This window comes from Streptomyces sp. NPDC015130 (genome assembly GCF_043080005.1).
Taxonomy (GTDB): domain Bacteria; phylum Actinomycetota; class Actinomycetes; order Streptomycetales; family Streptomycetaceae; genus Streptomyces.
Map to the genome: position 1 here is coordinate 162,488 of NZ_JBIBVC010000009.1, position 14,759 is coordinate 177,246.

The 14,759-nt window shown below is 71.2% G+C and carries 13 protein-coding genes; 11 read left to right on the forward strand and 2 right to left on the reverse strand.

The genetic code is table 11. The annotated features are described in order from the left end of the window. Positions 1 to 181: 181 nt before the first annotated feature. The 8 genes from ruvC (at position 182) to ACF08F_RS20810 (ending at position 9,467) form a co-directional block, all read left to right on the forward strand. Positions 182 to 817 (forward strand): crossover junction endodeoxyribonuclease RuvC, encoded by a 636-nt coding sequence (gene ruvC / locus ACF08F_RS20775; RefSeq protein WP_392299991.1) that lies wholly within the window; start codon positions 182 to 184, stop codon positions 815 to 817. After that, complete coding sequence (gene ruvA, locus ACF08F_RS20780) at positions 814 to 1,443, forward strand: Holliday junction branch migration protein RuvA (RefSeq protein WP_392299992.1); 630 nt, start codon at positions 814 to 816, stop codon at positions 1,441 to 1,443. Before ruvC ends, ruvA begins: the two co-directional genes overlap by 4 nt. Before the next feature lie 63 nt (positions 1,444 to 1,506). Continuing rightward, a complete protein-coding gene (ruvB, locus tag ACF08F_RS20785; protein ID WP_392299993.1) occupies positions 1,507 to 2,607 on the forward strand; it encodes a Holliday junction branch migration DNA helicase RuvB in 1,101 nt (366 codons plus the stop codon). A gap of 165 nt (positions 2,608 to 2,772) precedes the next feature. Further along, complete coding sequence (gene yajC, locus ACF08F_RS20790) at positions 2,773 to 3,237, forward strand: preprotein translocase subunit YajC (RefSeq protein ID WP_392299994.1); 465 nt, start codon at positions 2,773 to 2,775, stop codon at positions 3,235 to 3,237. 144 nt (positions 3,238 to 3,381) lie between these two features. Then, positions 3,382 to 5,151 carry a protein translocase subunit SecD gene (gene secD, locus ACF08F_RS20795; RefSeq protein ID WP_392299995.1) on the forward strand — a complete coding sequence of 590 codons (1,770 nt, stop codon included), beginning with the start codon at positions 3,382 to 3,384 and terminating at the stop codon, positions 5,149 to 5,151. 1 nt (position 5,152) lies between these two features. Beyond that, positions 5,153 to 6,223 carry a protein translocase subunit SecF gene (secF, locus tag ACF08F_RS20800; protein WP_392299996.1) on the forward strand — a complete coding sequence of 357 codons (1,071 nt, stop codon included), beginning with the start codon at positions 5,153 to 5,155 and terminating at the stop codon, positions 6,221 to 6,223. After that, positions 6,220 to 6,771: an adenine phosphoribosyltransferase gene (locus tag ACF08F_RS20805; RefSeq protein ID WP_392299997.1), complete on the forward strand. Its 552-nt coding sequence runs from the start codon at positions 6,220 to 6,222 to the stop codon at positions 6,769 to 6,771. Before secF ends, ACF08F_RS20805 begins: the two co-directional genes overlap by 4 nt. 230 nt (positions 6,772 to 7,001) lie before the next feature. Then, entirely contained in the window at positions 7,002 to 9,467 is a 2,466-nt protein-coding gene (locus ACF08F_RS20810) for a RelA/SpoT family protein (RefSeq protein WP_392299998.1), read from the forward strand. An 89-nt stretch (positions 9,468 to 9,556) separates the two neighbouring features. Here ACF08F_RS20810 and ACF08F_RS20815 read toward each other — a convergent pair whose 3' ends face one another. Together ACF08F_RS20815 and ACF08F_RS20820 are read right to left on the reverse strand one after the other, a co-directional pair. Next, positions 9,557 to 10,786 carry a DUF349 domain-containing protein gene (locus ACF08F_RS20815; protein WP_392299999.1) on the reverse strand — a complete coding sequence of 410 codons (1,230 nt, stop codon included), beginning with the start codon at positions 10,784 to 10,786 and terminating at the stop codon, positions 9,557 to 9,559. A 203-nt stretch (positions 10,787 to 10,989) separates the two neighbouring features. Then, on the reverse strand, positions 10,990 to 11,787 hold the full coding sequence (locus ACF08F_RS20820; RefSeq protein ID WP_392300000.1) for a peptidylprolyl isomerase: 798 nt from the start codon (positions 11,785 to 11,787) through the stop codon (positions 10,990 to 10,992). A 172-nt stretch (positions 11,788 to 11,959) separates the two neighbouring features. On the opposite strand from ACF08F_RS20820, the gene ACF08F_RS20825 reads away from it, so the two are divergent. From ACF08F_RS20825 to ACF08F_RS20835, 3 genes are all read left to right on the forward strand, one after another. Continuing rightward, a complete protein-coding gene (locus ACF08F_RS20825; protein ID WP_359672093.1) occupies positions 11,960 to 12,667 on the forward strand; it encodes an MBL fold metallo-hydrolase in 708 nt (235 codons plus the stop codon). 11 nt (positions 12,668 to 12,678) lie between these two features. Continuing rightward, a complete protein-coding gene (gene hisS / locus ACF08F_RS20830) occupies positions 12,679 to 13,941 on the forward strand; it encodes a histidine--tRNA ligase (RefSeq protein WP_392300001.1) in 1,263 nt (420 codons plus the stop codon). 170 nt (positions 13,942 to 14,111) lie between these two features. Then, positions 14,112 to 14,738: a vitamin K epoxide reductase family protein gene (locus tag ACF08F_RS20835; protein WP_392300002.1), complete on the forward strand. Its 627-nt coding sequence runs from the start codon at positions 14,112 to 14,114 to the stop codon at positions 14,736 to 14,738. Positions 14,739 to 14,759: the final 21 nt, after the last annotated feature.

Sequence of the window (14,759 nt, forward strand, 5' to 3'; positions counted from 1 at the left end):
TGTGCACACGTTGCCCCCCTTGCGGCCTCCGGGGGGGTGTGTTTGTCAGCGGGGCGCCCCCTCCCCGGGCCCCCCGGGCGGGGGGGGGGGGCCCCCCCCCCCCCGCCCCCCCGCTGCGTTGTCAGTGCCACCCGATAGCCTGCACAAACAGTTGAGCGACAGCGGTCCAGGGAGGGGCACAGTGCGCGTTCTCGGGGTGGACCCCGGGCTGACCCGGTGCGGCGTCGGCGTCGTCGAGGGCGTCGCCGGCCGGCCCCTGACCATGCTCGGGGTGGGCGTGGTCCGCACGGCGGCCGACGCGGACATCGGCGTGCGCCTCGTCGGCATCGAGCGCGGCCTCGAGGAGTGGCTCGACCGCTTCTCACCCGAACTGGTCGCCGTGGAGCGGGTGTTCAGCCAGCACAACGTGCGTACGGTGATGGGCACGGCCCAGGCCAGCGCGGTCGCCATGCTGTGCGCCTCGCGCCGCGGCATCCCCGTCGCCCTGCACACCCCCAGCGAGGTCAAGGCCGCCGTCACCGGCAGCGGCCGCGCCGACAAGGCCCAGGTCGGAGCCATGGTGACCCGGCTCCTGCGGCTCTCCGAACCCCCCAAGCCGGCCGATGCCGCCGACGCCCTCGCGCTCGCCATCTGCCACATCTGGCGCGCCCCCGCCCAGAACCGGCTCCAGCAGGCCGTCGCCCAGAACCGCCTCCAGCAGGCGGTCGCCAGACACCAGGCCGCCCAGCAGCAGGCAGCCGCCCGGCAGTCGGCGGTCCCCCCGCACCAGGCAGCCACCCCGCACCAGTCCTCCGCCGTGAAAGGCCGAACCCGATGATCGCCTTCGTCAGCGGCCCGGTCGCCGCCCTCGCCCCCAGCACCGCGGTCATCGAGGTCGGCGGTGTGGGCATGGCCGTGCAGTGCACGCCGAACACCCTCTCCGCCCTGAGGATCGGTCAGGAGGCCCGGCTCGCCACCTCCCTGGTCGTCCGCGAGGACTCGCTCACCCTGTACGGCTTCGCCGACGACGACGAGCGGCAGGTCTTCGAACTGCTCCAGACCGCCAGCGGCGTCGGCCCCCGACTCGCCCAGGCGATGCTCGGCGTGCACAGCCCCGACGCGCTGCGGGTCGCCGTCTCCACCGGCGACGAGAAGGCCCTCACCGCCGTCCCCGGCATCGGCAAGAAGGGCGCGCAGAAGCTCCTCCTCGAACTGAAGGACAAGCTCGGCGCCCCCCTGGGCAGCAGCGGCACGCTCGGCGCACAGCGCGCCGCCGCCGGCCCCGCGCCCTGGACCGAGCAGCTCTCCGCCGCCCTCATCGGCCTCGGCTACGCGAGCCGCGAGGCGGAGGAGGCCGTCGGCGCCGTCACCCCGCAGGCCGAGGCCGCCCTCGCCGAGACCGGCACCGCGCCCGTACCGCAGCTGCTCCGCGCCGCCCTGCAGACCCTCAACCGCGCCCGCTGACCCCCGCCGGCCCCAGCGGGGGCCGGGCGCCACCCCGACCGTACGAACGAGAAGGCATCCACCGTGAACTGGGACGACGACACCACCGCCGAGGCAGCCGAGGCCGAGGCGCGGATCGTCGGCGCCGCCGCCGAGGGGGACGACCAGGCCGTCGAGGCCGCCCTGCGCCCCAAGGACCTCAGCGAGTTCGTCGGCCAGGAGAAGGTCCGCCAGCAGCTCGACCTGGTCCTCAAGGCGGCCCGCCAGCGCGGCGCCACCGCCGACCACGTGCTGCTCTCCGGTGCCCCCGGCCTCGGCAAGACCACCCTCTCGATGATCATCGCCGCCGAGATGAACGCGCCGATCCGCATCACCTCCGGCCCCGCCATCCAGCACGCCGGCGACCTCGCCGCGATCCTCTCCTCCCTCCAGGAGGGCGAGATCCTCTTCCTCGACGAGATCCACCGCATGTCCCGGCCCGCCGAGGAGATGCTCTACATGGCGATGGAGGACTTCCGCGTCGACGTCATCGTCGGCAAGGGGCCCGGCGCCACCGCCATCCCCCTGGAGCTCCCGCCCTTCACCCTGGTCGGCGCCACCACCCGGGCCGGCCTCCTGCCGCCCCCGCTGCGCGACCGCTTCGGCTTCACCGCGCACATGGAGTTCTACGACCCGGGCGAGCTCCAGCGCGTCGTCCACCGCTCCGCGGGCCTCCTCGACGTCGAGATCGACCCCGACGGCGCCGCCGAGATCGCCGGCCGCTCCCGCGGCACCCCCCGTATCGCCAACCGTCTGCTGCGCCGCGTCCGGGACTACGCGCAGGTCAAGGCCGACGGAGTGATCACCCGGGAGATCGCCGAGGCGGCCCTCCGGGTGTACGAGGTGGACAGCCGGGGCCTCGACCGGCTCGACCGCGCCGTCCTGGAGGCCCTGCTCAAGCTCTTCGGCGGCGGCCCGGTCGGCCTGTCCACCCTCGCGGTCGCCGTGGGGGAGGAGCGCGAGACCGTCGAGGAGGTCGCCGAACCCTTCCTCGTACGCGAGGGACTCCTGGCCCGCACACCCCGTGGCCGGGTCGCTACTCCCGCCGCGTGGACCCACCTCGGACTGGTTCCGCCGCAGGCAGCGGGCCCGGGCGGCGCAGGGTATGGCATGGGAACGGGACAACAGGGGCTCTTCGGGGCGTGACGGTGCTGACACTCGCCCGGACCGGAACCAGGGTGCGATGCTGGACGTTGTTCCATCGATGCGGACTCGCCTAGACTCCGCCGTTGCCGCCCTTTCTGGTCGGCGCGCCCACCCCCGAAGATCAGGCCGCGGGTTCTCCGCGACCGTGCGAAGGAAACCCGTCCCGTGAGCATCGTGACCCTCCTCCCCTTCATCGTCCTCATCGGGGCCATGTTCCTGATGACCCGCTCTGCGAAGAAGAAGCAGCAGGCGGCCGCGCAGATGCGCGACGAGATGCAGCCCGGCACCGGCGTGCGGACGATCGGGGGGATGTACGCCACCGTCAAGGAGATCGGCGACGAGACCGTCCTCCTCGAGGTCGCCCCCGGCGTCCACGCCGTCTACGCCAAGAACGCGATCGGCGCGGTCCTCGAGGACTCCGAGTACAACCGCATCGTCCACGGCGACGACCCGGAGTCGGACACCGACACCGTCGTCCCGGACGACGCCTCCTCGCTCACCGAGACCGCCGACGTCGAGGCCGAGGACGCGGCGCCGAAGGCCGACCTGACGAAGAAGGCGGACGCGGCCGAGGCCGGCACCGAGGGGCAGAAGGACGGCAAGGCCGACGGCGAGACCGACGCGAAGTAGTCGCGGCCGGGGACCCGGCGCACGCCCACCGGTGTGCGCGGTCCCCGGATCGGTTGTATGTCTGCGGGGGCAGGTCCCCACACACACTTCGTGGCCGTCTCACGCATACCCGGCGAGAGGCGGTTGGACAGGGAGATACGACAGGTGGCAGCACCGAAGAAGGGCCGAAGGCCGGCGGGGGGACAGAGCCGTCCGGGCCGCGCCCTGGCAATCATCCTGATCGCCATGGTCGCGCTCACCGGCGGCATGTTCTGGTCGGGGCACACCACCCCGCGCCTCGGCATCGACCTCGCCGGCGGAACGTCGATCACGCTCAAGGCGAAGGCCGAGCCCGGCCAGGAGTCGGCGGTCAACGAGACCAACATGAACACCGCGGTCGGCATCATCGAGCGCCGTGTCAACGGTCTGGGTGTCTCCGAGGCCGAGGTCCAGACCCAGGGCCGCGAGAACATCATCGTCAACATCCCCCGGGGAACGAACGAGAAGCAGGCCCGCGAGCAGGTCGGCACCACCGCCCAGCTCTACTTCCGGCCCGTTCTCACCGTCACCGACGGCGCGCCCCCGGCCGCCCCGAGCGCCACCCCCTCGGGCTCGGCCTCGGGCACCCCCTCGGCCAAGCCGTCCGCCTCCTCCACCGGCGCGAGCGTCGGCGGGAAGACCCCGACGGCCACCGCCACCACGCAGGGCCGCGCGGTCAGCGAGGCCCTCAAGGCCCCGAGCCCGACGCCCACGGCGACCGCCTCGTCCTCGGCGAAGCCGAAGGCCACCGGCACCCCCCAGGCGACCCCTTCGCCCGACGCCGCCACCGCGGCGCTCCAGCAGAAGTTCGCCTCCCTGAACTGCCTCGACCCCAAGCAGCGCGCCGCCGCCGGCCAGGGCGTCAAGCCGTCCCAGCCCACCGTGGCCTGTGGCGAGGACGCCCCCGGCGTGTGGGCGAAGTACCTCCTCGGTCCCGCCGAGGTCGAGGGCAAGGACGTCGACGACGCCAAGGGCCAGTTCGACCAGCAGCGCGGTATGTGGATCGTCACCATGGACTTCACGGACGAGGGTTCGAAGAAGTTCCAGTCGATCACCGGCAAGCTCTCGCAGCAGGCCGACCCGCAGAACCGCTTCGCGATCGTCCTCGACGGCCAGGTCGTCTCGGCGCCCTCGGTGCGCCAGACCCTCAGCGCCAGCGCGGAGATCTCGGGCAACTTCAACCAGGAGTCCGCCCAGGACCTGGGCAACATCCTGTCCTACGGTGCCCTGCCGCTCACCTTCGAGACCCAGAGCGTCGACACCGTCACCGCCGCCCTCGGCGGTGACCAGCTGGAAGCCGGTCTCATCGCCGGCGCCATCGGTCTCGGCCTGGTCATCATCTACCTGGTCGCCTACTACCGCGGCCTGTCGCTGATCGCCATCCTCAGCCTCGGTGTCTCGGCCCTGCTCACCTACGTGATCATGGCCCTGCTCGGCCCGGCCATCGGCTTCGCGCTGAACCTGCCGGCCGTCTGCGGCGCCATCGTCGCCATCGGTATCACCGCGGACTCGTTCATCGTCTACTTCGAGCGCATCCGCGACGAGCTCCGCGAGGGCCGCACGCTCCGCCCGGCCGTCGAGCGCGCCTGGCCGCGCGCCCGCCGCACCATCCTGGTCTCCGACTTCGTGTCGTTCCTGGCCGCGGCCGTGCTCTTCGTCGTCACCGTCGGCAAGGTCCAGGGCTTCGCGTTCACGCTCGGCCTCACCACCCTGCTCGACATCGTCGTGGTGTTCCTCTTCACCAAGCCGCTCATGACGATGCTCGCGAAGACCAAGTTCTTCGGCAACGGTCACCCGTGGTCGGGTCTCGACCCGAAGCGTCTCGGCGCCAAGCCGCCGCTGCGCCGCGCCCGCCGTGCCACTGCCCCTGCCGCTGCCGACCCGAAGGAGGCGTGAGATGTCGAAGCTCGGCGATCTCGGCGCCCGGCTCCACCGCGGTGAGGTCGGTTACGACTTCATCGGCAACCGCAAGATCTGGTATGGCCTGTCCATCCTGATCACCATCACCGCCATCGTGGCCCTGGCCGTCCGCGGCCTCAACATGGGCATCGAGTTCCAGGGCGGCGCCGTCTTCACCACCCCGAAGTCGGACGTCTCCGTCAGCCAGGCGCAGGAGTACGCGGAAGAGGCCTCCGGCCACGACGCGATCGTCCAGCAGCTCGGCAACGGCTCCCTCCGCATCCAGGTCGGCGGTCTCGACACCGCGCAGTCCGACCAGGTCCGCGAGGAGCTCGCCAAGGACATGAACGTCCCCGAGGACAAGATCGCGGCAGAGCTCGTCGGCCCCAGCTGGGGTGAGCAGATCGCGACCAAGGCCTGGACCGGTCTGGGGATCTTCATGATCCTCGTGGTGATCTACCTGGCCATCGCCTTCGAGTGGAGAATGGCGGTCGCGGCACTCATCGCCCTCATCCACGACCTCACGATCACGGTGGGCATCTACTCACTGGTCGGCTTCGAGGTCACCGTCGGTACGGTCATCGGTCTGCTGACGATCCTCGGTTATTCGCTGTACGACACGGTCGTGGTCTTCGACTCCCTCAAGGAACAGACGAAGGACATCACGAAGCAGACCCGCTTCACCTACAGCGAGCTGGCCAACCGGTCGATCAACGGCACCCTGGTCCGTTCGATCAACACCACCGTCGTCGCGCTGCTGCCGGTCGCCGGCCTGCTCTTCATCGGTGGCGGCGTCCTCGGCGCCGGCATGCTGAACGACATCTCGCTGTCGCTGTTCGTGGGTCTCGCCGCCGGCGCGTACTCCTCGATCTTCATCGCCACCCCGCTCGTCGCCGACCTCAAGGAGCGCGAGCCGGCGATCAAGGCGCTCAAGAAGCGCATCCAGGTCAAGCGGGCGGCCGCCGCCGCCAAGGGCGAGCCGCTGGACGCCGATGACGAGCTGTCCGCCGAGGCCGCCGTCGTCGGCCCGCGCGTGGGCCGCCACGGAGCGCAGGAGCACCGCGGATGACCGCCGGCACGCAGGACGTCACCGAGCTGCTGCTCAGCCGCATCCGCGACGTCCCCGACTACCCGAAGCCGGGCGTGCTGTTCAAGGACATCACGCCGCTGCTCGCGGACCCGGTGGCGTTCACGGCCCTCACCGACACCCTCGCCGGGCTGTGCACCGCGCACGGCGCGACGAAGATCGTCGGCCTGGAGGCCCGCGGCTTCATCCTGGCCGCCCCGGTGGCCGTCCGCGCGGGCATCGGCTTCATCCCGGTCCGCAAGGCCGGCAAGCTCCCCGGCGCCACGCTCAGCCAGGCGTACGACCTGGAGTACGGCTCCGCGGAGATCGAGGTGCACGCCGAGGACCTGGCCGCGGGCGACCGCGTCATGGTCATCGACGACGTCCTCGCCACCGGCGGCACGGCCGAGGCCTCGATCGAGCTGGTCCGCCGGGCCGGCGCCGAGGTCGCGGGTGTCGCGGTCCTCATGGAGCTGGGCTTCCTCCCGGGCCGTGCCCGGCTGGAACCCGTCCTCGGCGGTGCCCCGCTCACGGCGCTGATCACGGTCTGACCCGGCGGGTCCGACAGCACGGCCCACGGCAAGGCCCACAGGGGCGCTCCGGGAATCCCCGGGGCGCCCCCGCTGTTTTTCCCTTGTGTCCCCTTACGGGACCGGAAAAGCGTGCTTCCGGACCGCCGGGGCCGTCCGCGTCCCGGGTGCGTGAGCAGGCCGGGGCGTGGCTCGATACCATGGCCATTCCGGGCCTGACCGGGGGACCCGGAACCGCACGAGGAGCGCTCTTGCCAGACGAGGCCCAGTCACTCTCCGCCGCGCAGCCCGACCCGAAGGCCGAAAAGGCCGCGCCGGGGACCGGCACGCCCCAGAACAAGCCCGCGGAGACCGGGCCCCCGCCCGAGGCGCCCGCCCCGGCCTCGACCGCCCGGCCCACGCCGGCCCCGCCCGCCCGCTCGGGCGGCTCGTCCAACCGCGTCCGCGCGCGCCTCGCCCGCCTCGGCGTCCAGCGCTCGTCCCCGTACAACCCGGTCCTCGAACCGCTGCTGCGTATCGTCCGCTCCAACGACCCCAAGATCGAGACGGCGACGCTCCGCCAGATCGAGCGCGCCTACCAGGTCGCCGAGCGCTGGCACCGCGGCCAGAAGCGCAAGAGCGGCGACCCGTACATCACGCACCCGCTCGCGGTCACGACGATCCTCGCCGAGCTCGGCATGGACCCGGCGACGCTGATGGCCGGCCTCCTGCACGACACCGTCGAGGACACCGAGTACGGCCTGGAGGACCTGCGCCGCGACTTCGGCGACCAGGTCACCCTGCTCGTCGACGGCGTCACCAAGCTCGACAAGGTCCGGTTCGGCGAGGCCGCGCAGGCCGAGACCGTCCGCAAGATGGTCGTCGCCATGGCCAAGGACCCGCGCGTCCTGGTCATCAAGCTCGCCGACCGCCTGCACAACATGCGCACCATGCGGTACCTCAAGCGGGAGAAGCAGGAGAAGAAGGCCCGCGAGACCCTCGAGATCTACGCGCCCCTGGCCCACCGCCTGGGCATGAACACCATCAAGTGGGAGCTGGAGGACCTCGCCTTCGCGATCCTCTACCCCAAGATGTACGACGAGATCGTCCGGCTCGTCGCCGAGCGCGCGCCCAAGCGGGACGAGTACCTCGCCATAGTGACCGACGAGGTCCAGATCGACCTGCGGGCCGCCCGGATCAAGGCCACCGTCACCGGCCGCCCCAAGCACTACTACAGCGTCTACCAGAAGATGATCGTCCGCGGCCGGGACTTCGCGGAGATCTACGACCTGGTCGGCATCCGTGTCCTCGTCGACACGGTCAGGGACTGCTACGCCGCTCTCGGCACCGTCCACGCGCGATGGAACCCGGTCCCCGGCCGGTTCAAGGACTACATCGCGATGCCGAAGTTCAACATGTACCAGTCGCTGCACACGACGGTCATCGGACCCAACGGCAAGCCCGTCGAGCTCCAGATCCGCACCTTCGACATGCACCGGCGCGCCGAGTACGGCATCGCCGCGCACTGGAAGTACAAGCAGGAGGCCGTCGCCGGCGCCTCCAAGGTCCGCGCCGACGTGCCGAAGAAGGCCGGCAAGGACGACCACCTCAACGACATGGCGTGGCTGCGCCAGCTCCTCGACTGGCAGAAGGAGACCGAGGACCCCAGCGAGTTCCTGGAGTCCCTCCGCTTCGACCTCTCGCGCAACGAGGTCTTCGTCTTCACGCCCAAGGGCGACGTCATCGCGCTGCCCGCCGGGGCCACCCCCGTCGACTTCTCCTACGCGGTCCACACCGAGGTCGGCCACCGCACCATAGGAGCGCGGGTCAACGGGCGGCTCGTACCGCTCGAATCGACCCTCGACAACGGCGACCTGGTCGAGGTCTTCACCTCCAAGGCGGCCGGCGCCGGACCCTCCCGGGACTGGCTCGGCTTCGTCAAGTCCCCGCGCGCCCGCAACAAGATCCGCGCCTGGTTCTCCAAGGAGCGCCGCGACGAGGCCATCGAGCAGGGCAAGGACGCCATCGCGCGGGCCATGCGCAAGCAGAACCTGCCGATCCAGCGGATCCTGACCGGCGACTCGCTCGTCACCCTCGCCCACGAGATGCGGTACACCGACATCTCCTCGCTGTACGCGGCGATCGGCGAGGGCCACGTCACCGCCCAGTCCATCGTCCAGAAGCTGGTCCAGGCGCTCGGCGGCGAGGAGGCCGCCACCGAGGACATCGAGGAGGTCGCCCCGCCGACCCGCGGCCGCTCCAAGCGCCGCTCCAACGCGGACCCCGGCGTCGTCGTCAAGGGCGTCGAGGACGTCTGGGTCAAGCTGGCGCGCTGCTGCACGCCCGTCCCCGGCGACCCGATCATCGGCTTCGTCACCCGCGGCAGTGGCGTATCGGTTCACCGCAGCGACTGCGTGAACGTGGAATCGCTCTCCCGCGAACCGGAGCGCATCCTCGACGTGGAGTGGGCGCCCACCCAGTCCTCGGTCTTCCTGGTCGCCATCCAGGTCGAGGCCCTGGACCGCTCCCGGCTCCTCTCCGACGTCACCCGGGTCCTCTCGGACCAGCACGTCAACATCCTGTCGGCGGCCGTCCAGACGTCCCGCGACCGGGTGGCCACCTCCCGCTTCACCTTCGAGATGGGCGACCCCAAGCACCTGGGCCACGTCCTCAAGGCGGTCCGGGGCGTGGAGGGCGTCTACGACGTCTACCGCGTGACCAGCGCCCGGCGCCCGTAGCCCGCACCGTACGGACGCACGCACGCACGCACCAAGAGGAAGGCCCCCGGCGCATTGCCGGGGGCCTTCCTCGTACGGTCACGGAGACGTCAGCCGCCGAACTCCTCCAGGCCCTTCATGGCCTGGTCGAGCAGGGCCTGGCGGCCCTCCAGCTCGCGGGCGAGCTTGTCCGCCTTGGCGTCGTTCCCGGCGGCGCGGGCCGCGTCGATCTGCTTGCGCAGCTTCTCGACGGCGTCCTGCAGCTGACCGGTCAGACCCGCGGCACGCGCGCGTGCCTCCGGGTTCGTCCGGCGCCACTCGTTCTCCTCGGCCTCCTGGATCGCCCGCTCCACCGTGTGCATCCGGCCCTCGACCTTCGGGCGGGCGTCACGCGGGACGTGGCCGATGGCCTCCCAGCGCTCGTTGAGGGAGCGGAAGGCCGCACGCGCCGCCTTCAGGTCCGTCACCGGGAGCAGCTTCTCGGCCTCGGTCGCGAGCTCCTCCTTCAGCTTGAGGTTCTCGGTCTGCTCCGCGTCCCGCTCGGCGAAGACCTCGCCGCGCGCCGCGAAGAAGACGTCCTGGGCGCCGCGGAAGCGGTTCCACAGGTCGTCCTCGTGCTCGCGCTGCGCCCGGCCGGCCGCCTTCCACTCGGTCATCAGGTCGCGGTAGCGGGCCGCCGTCGTGCCCCAGTCGGTGGAGTTCGACAGCGACTCCGCCTCGGCGACCAGACGCTCCTTGGCCTTGCGGGCCTCCTCGCGCTGGGCGTCGAGCGAGGCGAAGTGGGCCTTGCGGCGCTTCGAGAACGCCGAGCGGGCGTGCGAGAAGCGGTGCCACAGCTCGTCGTCGGACTTGCGGTCCAGCCGGGGGAGACCCTTCCAGGTGTCCACGAGCGCCCGGAGCCGCTCACCCGCGGAGCGCCACTGCTCGCTCTGGGCCAGCTCCTCGGCCTCGGTGACGAGCGCCTCCTTGGCCGCGCGCGCCTCGTCGGTCTGCTTGGCCTTCTGGGCCTTGCGCTCCTCGCGGCGCGAGTCGACCGACGTGACGAGCTTGTCCAGCCGGGCGCCGAGCGCCGCCAGGTCGCCGACGGCGTGGTGCTCGTCGATCTGCTGGCGGATGTGCTCGATCGCCGTGGTGGCGTCCTTCGCCGAGAGGTCGGTGGTCCTCACGCGCTTCTCGAGGAGGCCGATCTCGACCACCAAGCCCTCGTACTTGCGCTCGAAGTAGGCCAGGGCCTCCTCGGGGGTGCCGGCCTGCCACGATCCGACGACCTTCTCACCCTCGGCCGTCCGCACGTACACGGTGCCCGTCTCGTCGACGCGGCCCCACGGGTCGCTGCTCACAGCGCCTCCTCACCATGATGCCGTCGCGGGGTGGTACCCCCCGGGCATCGTCCACAGTTTCCCGGCGGGCCTCGCCCGCCATCCGCAGCGCGCGGCCGACAGGCCCACGCTGCACAACGCCCAATCTAGGCGAACGGCGGCCCGGCTGTCCGCACTCAGCGCGACCGAAATTCAACGGTCGCGCCCGGGTGCGGACGCCCGGCTCACTTCTTGGCGACGGTGGCCTTCTCGATGGTGACCGGCTTCTTCGGGGCGCCGTCCGAGGCGCCGTCCACGCCACCGGCCGCGGCCACGTCCTGGACCGCCTTGAGCCCGGCCGCGTCCATCTTCCCGAAGGGGGTGTAGCTCGGCGGCAGCTTGCTGTCCTTGTAGACGAGGAAGAACTGCGAACCGCCGGTGCCGGGCTGCCCGGTGTTGGCCATGGCGACCGTGCCCGCCGGGTAGGTCACCTTGCCGTCCGCGCCCGCCTTGCCCAGGCCGCCCAGGTTCTCGTCCGGGATGTTGTAGCCCGGGCCGCCGGTGCCCTGACCGGTCGGGTCGCCGCACTGGAGCACGTAGATGCCGTCGGTCGTCAGACGGTGGCACTTGCTCCCGTCGAAGTACTTCTTCGCGGCCAGGTGGTGGAAGGAGTTCACCGTGCGCGGGGTCTTCGCCGTGTCCATCGCGATCGCGATGTCGCCCTCGTTGGTCTTGAGGGACATGGTGTACGCGGCCTTGGCGTCCACGGACATCTTCGGCTCGGGAGCCGCCGACTCGCTCTGCGTGGGCGTCGGGGCCGCGGTGGTCGGCGTGTCGCCCGCGACGGAGTCCGACTCCTTCCCGTCGCCGGTCAGCGCCACCGAGGCGTACACGGCGCCGCCCGCCGCCAGCACCACGGCGAGGGAGGCCGCGATGACGATGTTGCGCTGCTTCGCCTTGCGCCGCTTCTCCTCGCGCCGCGCCTGCTGCCGCGCGTACTTCTCCCTGGCAAGCTGCCGCCGCCGCTGATCGCTCGTGACCACCGGGTCCGCTCCCGTCGCTCGTCTGTTCCCGGCCTGGCCGGATGTGCCCGTACCGTATACGGGTTGGCTGTGGAAGCGGCAGCGCCGGTAGGCTCTGATCGGCCGCATTCCGTGTTTTCGGCGGATTCCGCGAATTCCGCGCCCCCGTGCCGGACGACATCTAAGGACGAACGTGCTGATTGCCGGGTTCCCCGCCGGGGCCTGGGGGACCAACTGCTATCTGGTCGCCCCCGCCGCAGGCGAGGAGTGCGTCATCATCGACCCGGGCCACCAGGCCGCCCAGGGAGTCGAGGAGACGCTCAAGAAGCATCGGCTCAAGCCCGTCGCCGTCGTCCTCACCCATGGACACATCGACCACGTCGCCTCCGTCGTCCCGGTGTGCGGCGCCCATGACGTCCCCGCGTGGATCCACCCGTCCGACCGGTACATGATGAGCGACCCGGAGAAGGCCCTCGGCCGCTCCATCGGGATGCCCCTCATGGGCGAGCTGACCGTGGGAGAGCCCGACGACGTGCGGGAGCTCACCGACGGCGCCGAGCTGAAGCTCGCCGGTCTCGACTTCTCCGTCGCCCACGCGCCCGGTCATACCAAGGGGTCGGTGACCTTCAGGATGCCGGAGACCACGGAGATCCCCTCCGTGTTCTTCTCCGGGGACCTGCTGTTCGCCGGCTCCGTCGGACGCACCGACCTTCCCGGCGGTGACATGGACGAGATGCTCGAATCGCTGGCCCGCGTGTGCCTGCCCCTCGACAACTCGACCGTGGTGCTGTCGGGACACGGTCCCCAGACGACCATCGGCCAGGAGCGCGCCACGAACCCCTATCTGCGGGACGTGGCCGCCGGCCTCGGGAGCACGAAGGCTCCCCGACGAGGAATGTGACGAAGATCCACGTGAGCACCTTCAAGGCCCCCAAGGGCACCTACGACCTGCTGCCGCCCCGCTCCGCGACCTTCCTCGCGGTGCGCGAGGCGATCTCCGCGCCGCTGCGGAACTCCGGCTACGGCTACGTCGAGACCCCCGGCTTCGAGGACGTGAAGCTGTTCTCCCGCGGTGTCGGCGAGTCCACGGACATCGTGTCCAAGGAGATGTACACCCTGACGACCAAGGGCGGCGACGAGCTCGCCCTGCGGCCGGAGGGCACCGCCTCCGTCCTGCGCGCGGCGCTCCAGGGCAACCTCCACAAGCTCGGCAACCTCCCCGTCAAGCTCTGGTACTCCGGCTCGTACTACCGCTACGAGCGTGCCCAGGCGGGCCGCTACCGCCACTTCTCGCAGGTCGGCGCCGAGGCGATCGGCGCCGAGGACCCGGCGCTCGACGCCGAGCTGATCATCCTCGCCGACCAGGCGTACCGCTCGCTCGGTCTGCGGAACTTCCGCATCCTGCTGAACTCGCTCGGCGACAAGGAGTGCCGTCCCGTCTACCGGGAGGCCCTCCAGGCCTTCCTGCGGGGCCTCGACCTCGACGAGGACACCCTGCGCCGCGCCGAGATCAACCCGCTGCGCGTCCTCGACGACAAGCGCGAGGCCGTGCAGAAGCAGCTGACCGACGCGCCGCTCCTGCGCGACTACCTGTGCGACGCGTGCAAGGCGTACCACGAGGAGGTGCGCGCCCTGATCACCGCGGCGGGCGTCGCCTTCGAGGACGACGCCAAGCTGGTCCGCGGTCTGGACTACTACACCCGCACCACCTTCGAGTTCGTCCACGGCGGTCTCGGCTCGCAGTCCGCGGTCGGCGGCGGCGGCCGCTACGACGGCCTCTCCGAGATGATCGGCGGCCCCGCGCTGCCGTCGGTGGGCTGGGCGCTCGGCGTGGACCGCACGGTCCTCGCCCTGGAGGCGGAGGGCGTCGAGCTCGACATCCCCGCAGCCACCAGCGTCTTCGCGGTGGCCCTCGGCGAGGAGGCGCGCCGCGTCCTCTTCGGCAAGGTCACCGAGCTGCGCCGGGAGGGCGTCGCCGCGGACTTCTCCTTCGGCGGCAAGGGCCTCAAGGGCGCCATGAAGGACGCCAACCGCTCCGGTGCCCGGTTCGCCGTCGTCGCCGGTGAGCGCGACCTCGCCGAGGGCGTCGTCCAGCTCAAGGACATGGAGTCCGGCGAGCAGCAGGCCGTGGCCGTGGACGAGCTGGTGGACGCGGTACGGGCCAAGCTGGCCTGACGGACCGTACGGACGGAGGGGCCCGGACCGCGTGACACGGTCCGGGCCCCGCCGCACGTCTCCGGGGGAGGCGGCGGCCCGGGTCCTTATGTCCACCGAACGGTGGACACACGGCCGGGTGCGGCAGAATGTCCGTGCCCACAAGGCCCGCGAGCGAGGGAACAGGTGACATGGCGAAGGCAGCGGTGGACGAGGTCGCGTCCGACCGGGACGGCGGCGGCACGATCGGGGCCGGCCGGGCCTTCTCCTGGCTGCTCGTGATCACCGGAGCGGCCGGACTGCTCGCCGCCTGGGTCATCACGATCGACAAGTTCAAGCTGCTGGAGGACCCGAACTTCACGCCGGGCTGCAGCCTCAACCCGATCGTCTCCTGCGGAAACATCATGAAGAGCGAGCAGGCCTCGGTCTTCGGCTTCCCCAACCCGATGCTCGGCCTCGTCACGTACGCCGTGGTCGTCGCGATCGGCGTCGGACTGCTCGCGGGCGCCCGCTACCGCCGCTGGTACTGGCTCGGCCTCAACGCCGGCACGCTCTTCGGCGTCGGCTTCTGCACCTGGCTCATGTACCAGTCGCTGTACGAGATCAACTCGCTCTGCCTGTGGTGCTGCCTGGCCTGGGTCGCCACCATCGTCATGTTCTGGTACGTGACCTCGCACAACGTCCGGCACGGTGTCATCCCCGCCCCCGCCGGCCTCAGGACCTTCTTCGACGAGTTCACCTGGCTCCTGCCCGTCCTGCACGTCGGGATCATCGGCATGCTGATCCTGACCCGCTGGTGGGACTTCTGGACCAGCTGACGGCGGCGGGGCTGTCGGTGG

Coding starts and splice junctions, on each gene's coding strand:
- ACF08F_RS20805 (WP_392299997.1), top strand. CDS start 6,220: ATGACCGCCGGCACGCAGGACGTCACCGAGCTGCTGCTCAGCCGCATC.
- secF (WP_392299996.1), top strand. CDS start 5,153: ATGTCGAAGCTCGGCGATCTCGGCGCCCGGCTCCACCGCGGTGAGGTC.
- ACF08F_RS20835 (WP_392300002.1), top strand. CDS start 14,112: ATGGCGAAGGCAGCGGTGGACGAGGTCGCGTCCGACCGGGACGGCGGC.
- ruvA (WP_392299992.1), top strand. CDS start 814: ATGATCGCCTTCGTCAGCGGCCCGGTCGCCGCCCTCGCCCCCAGCACC.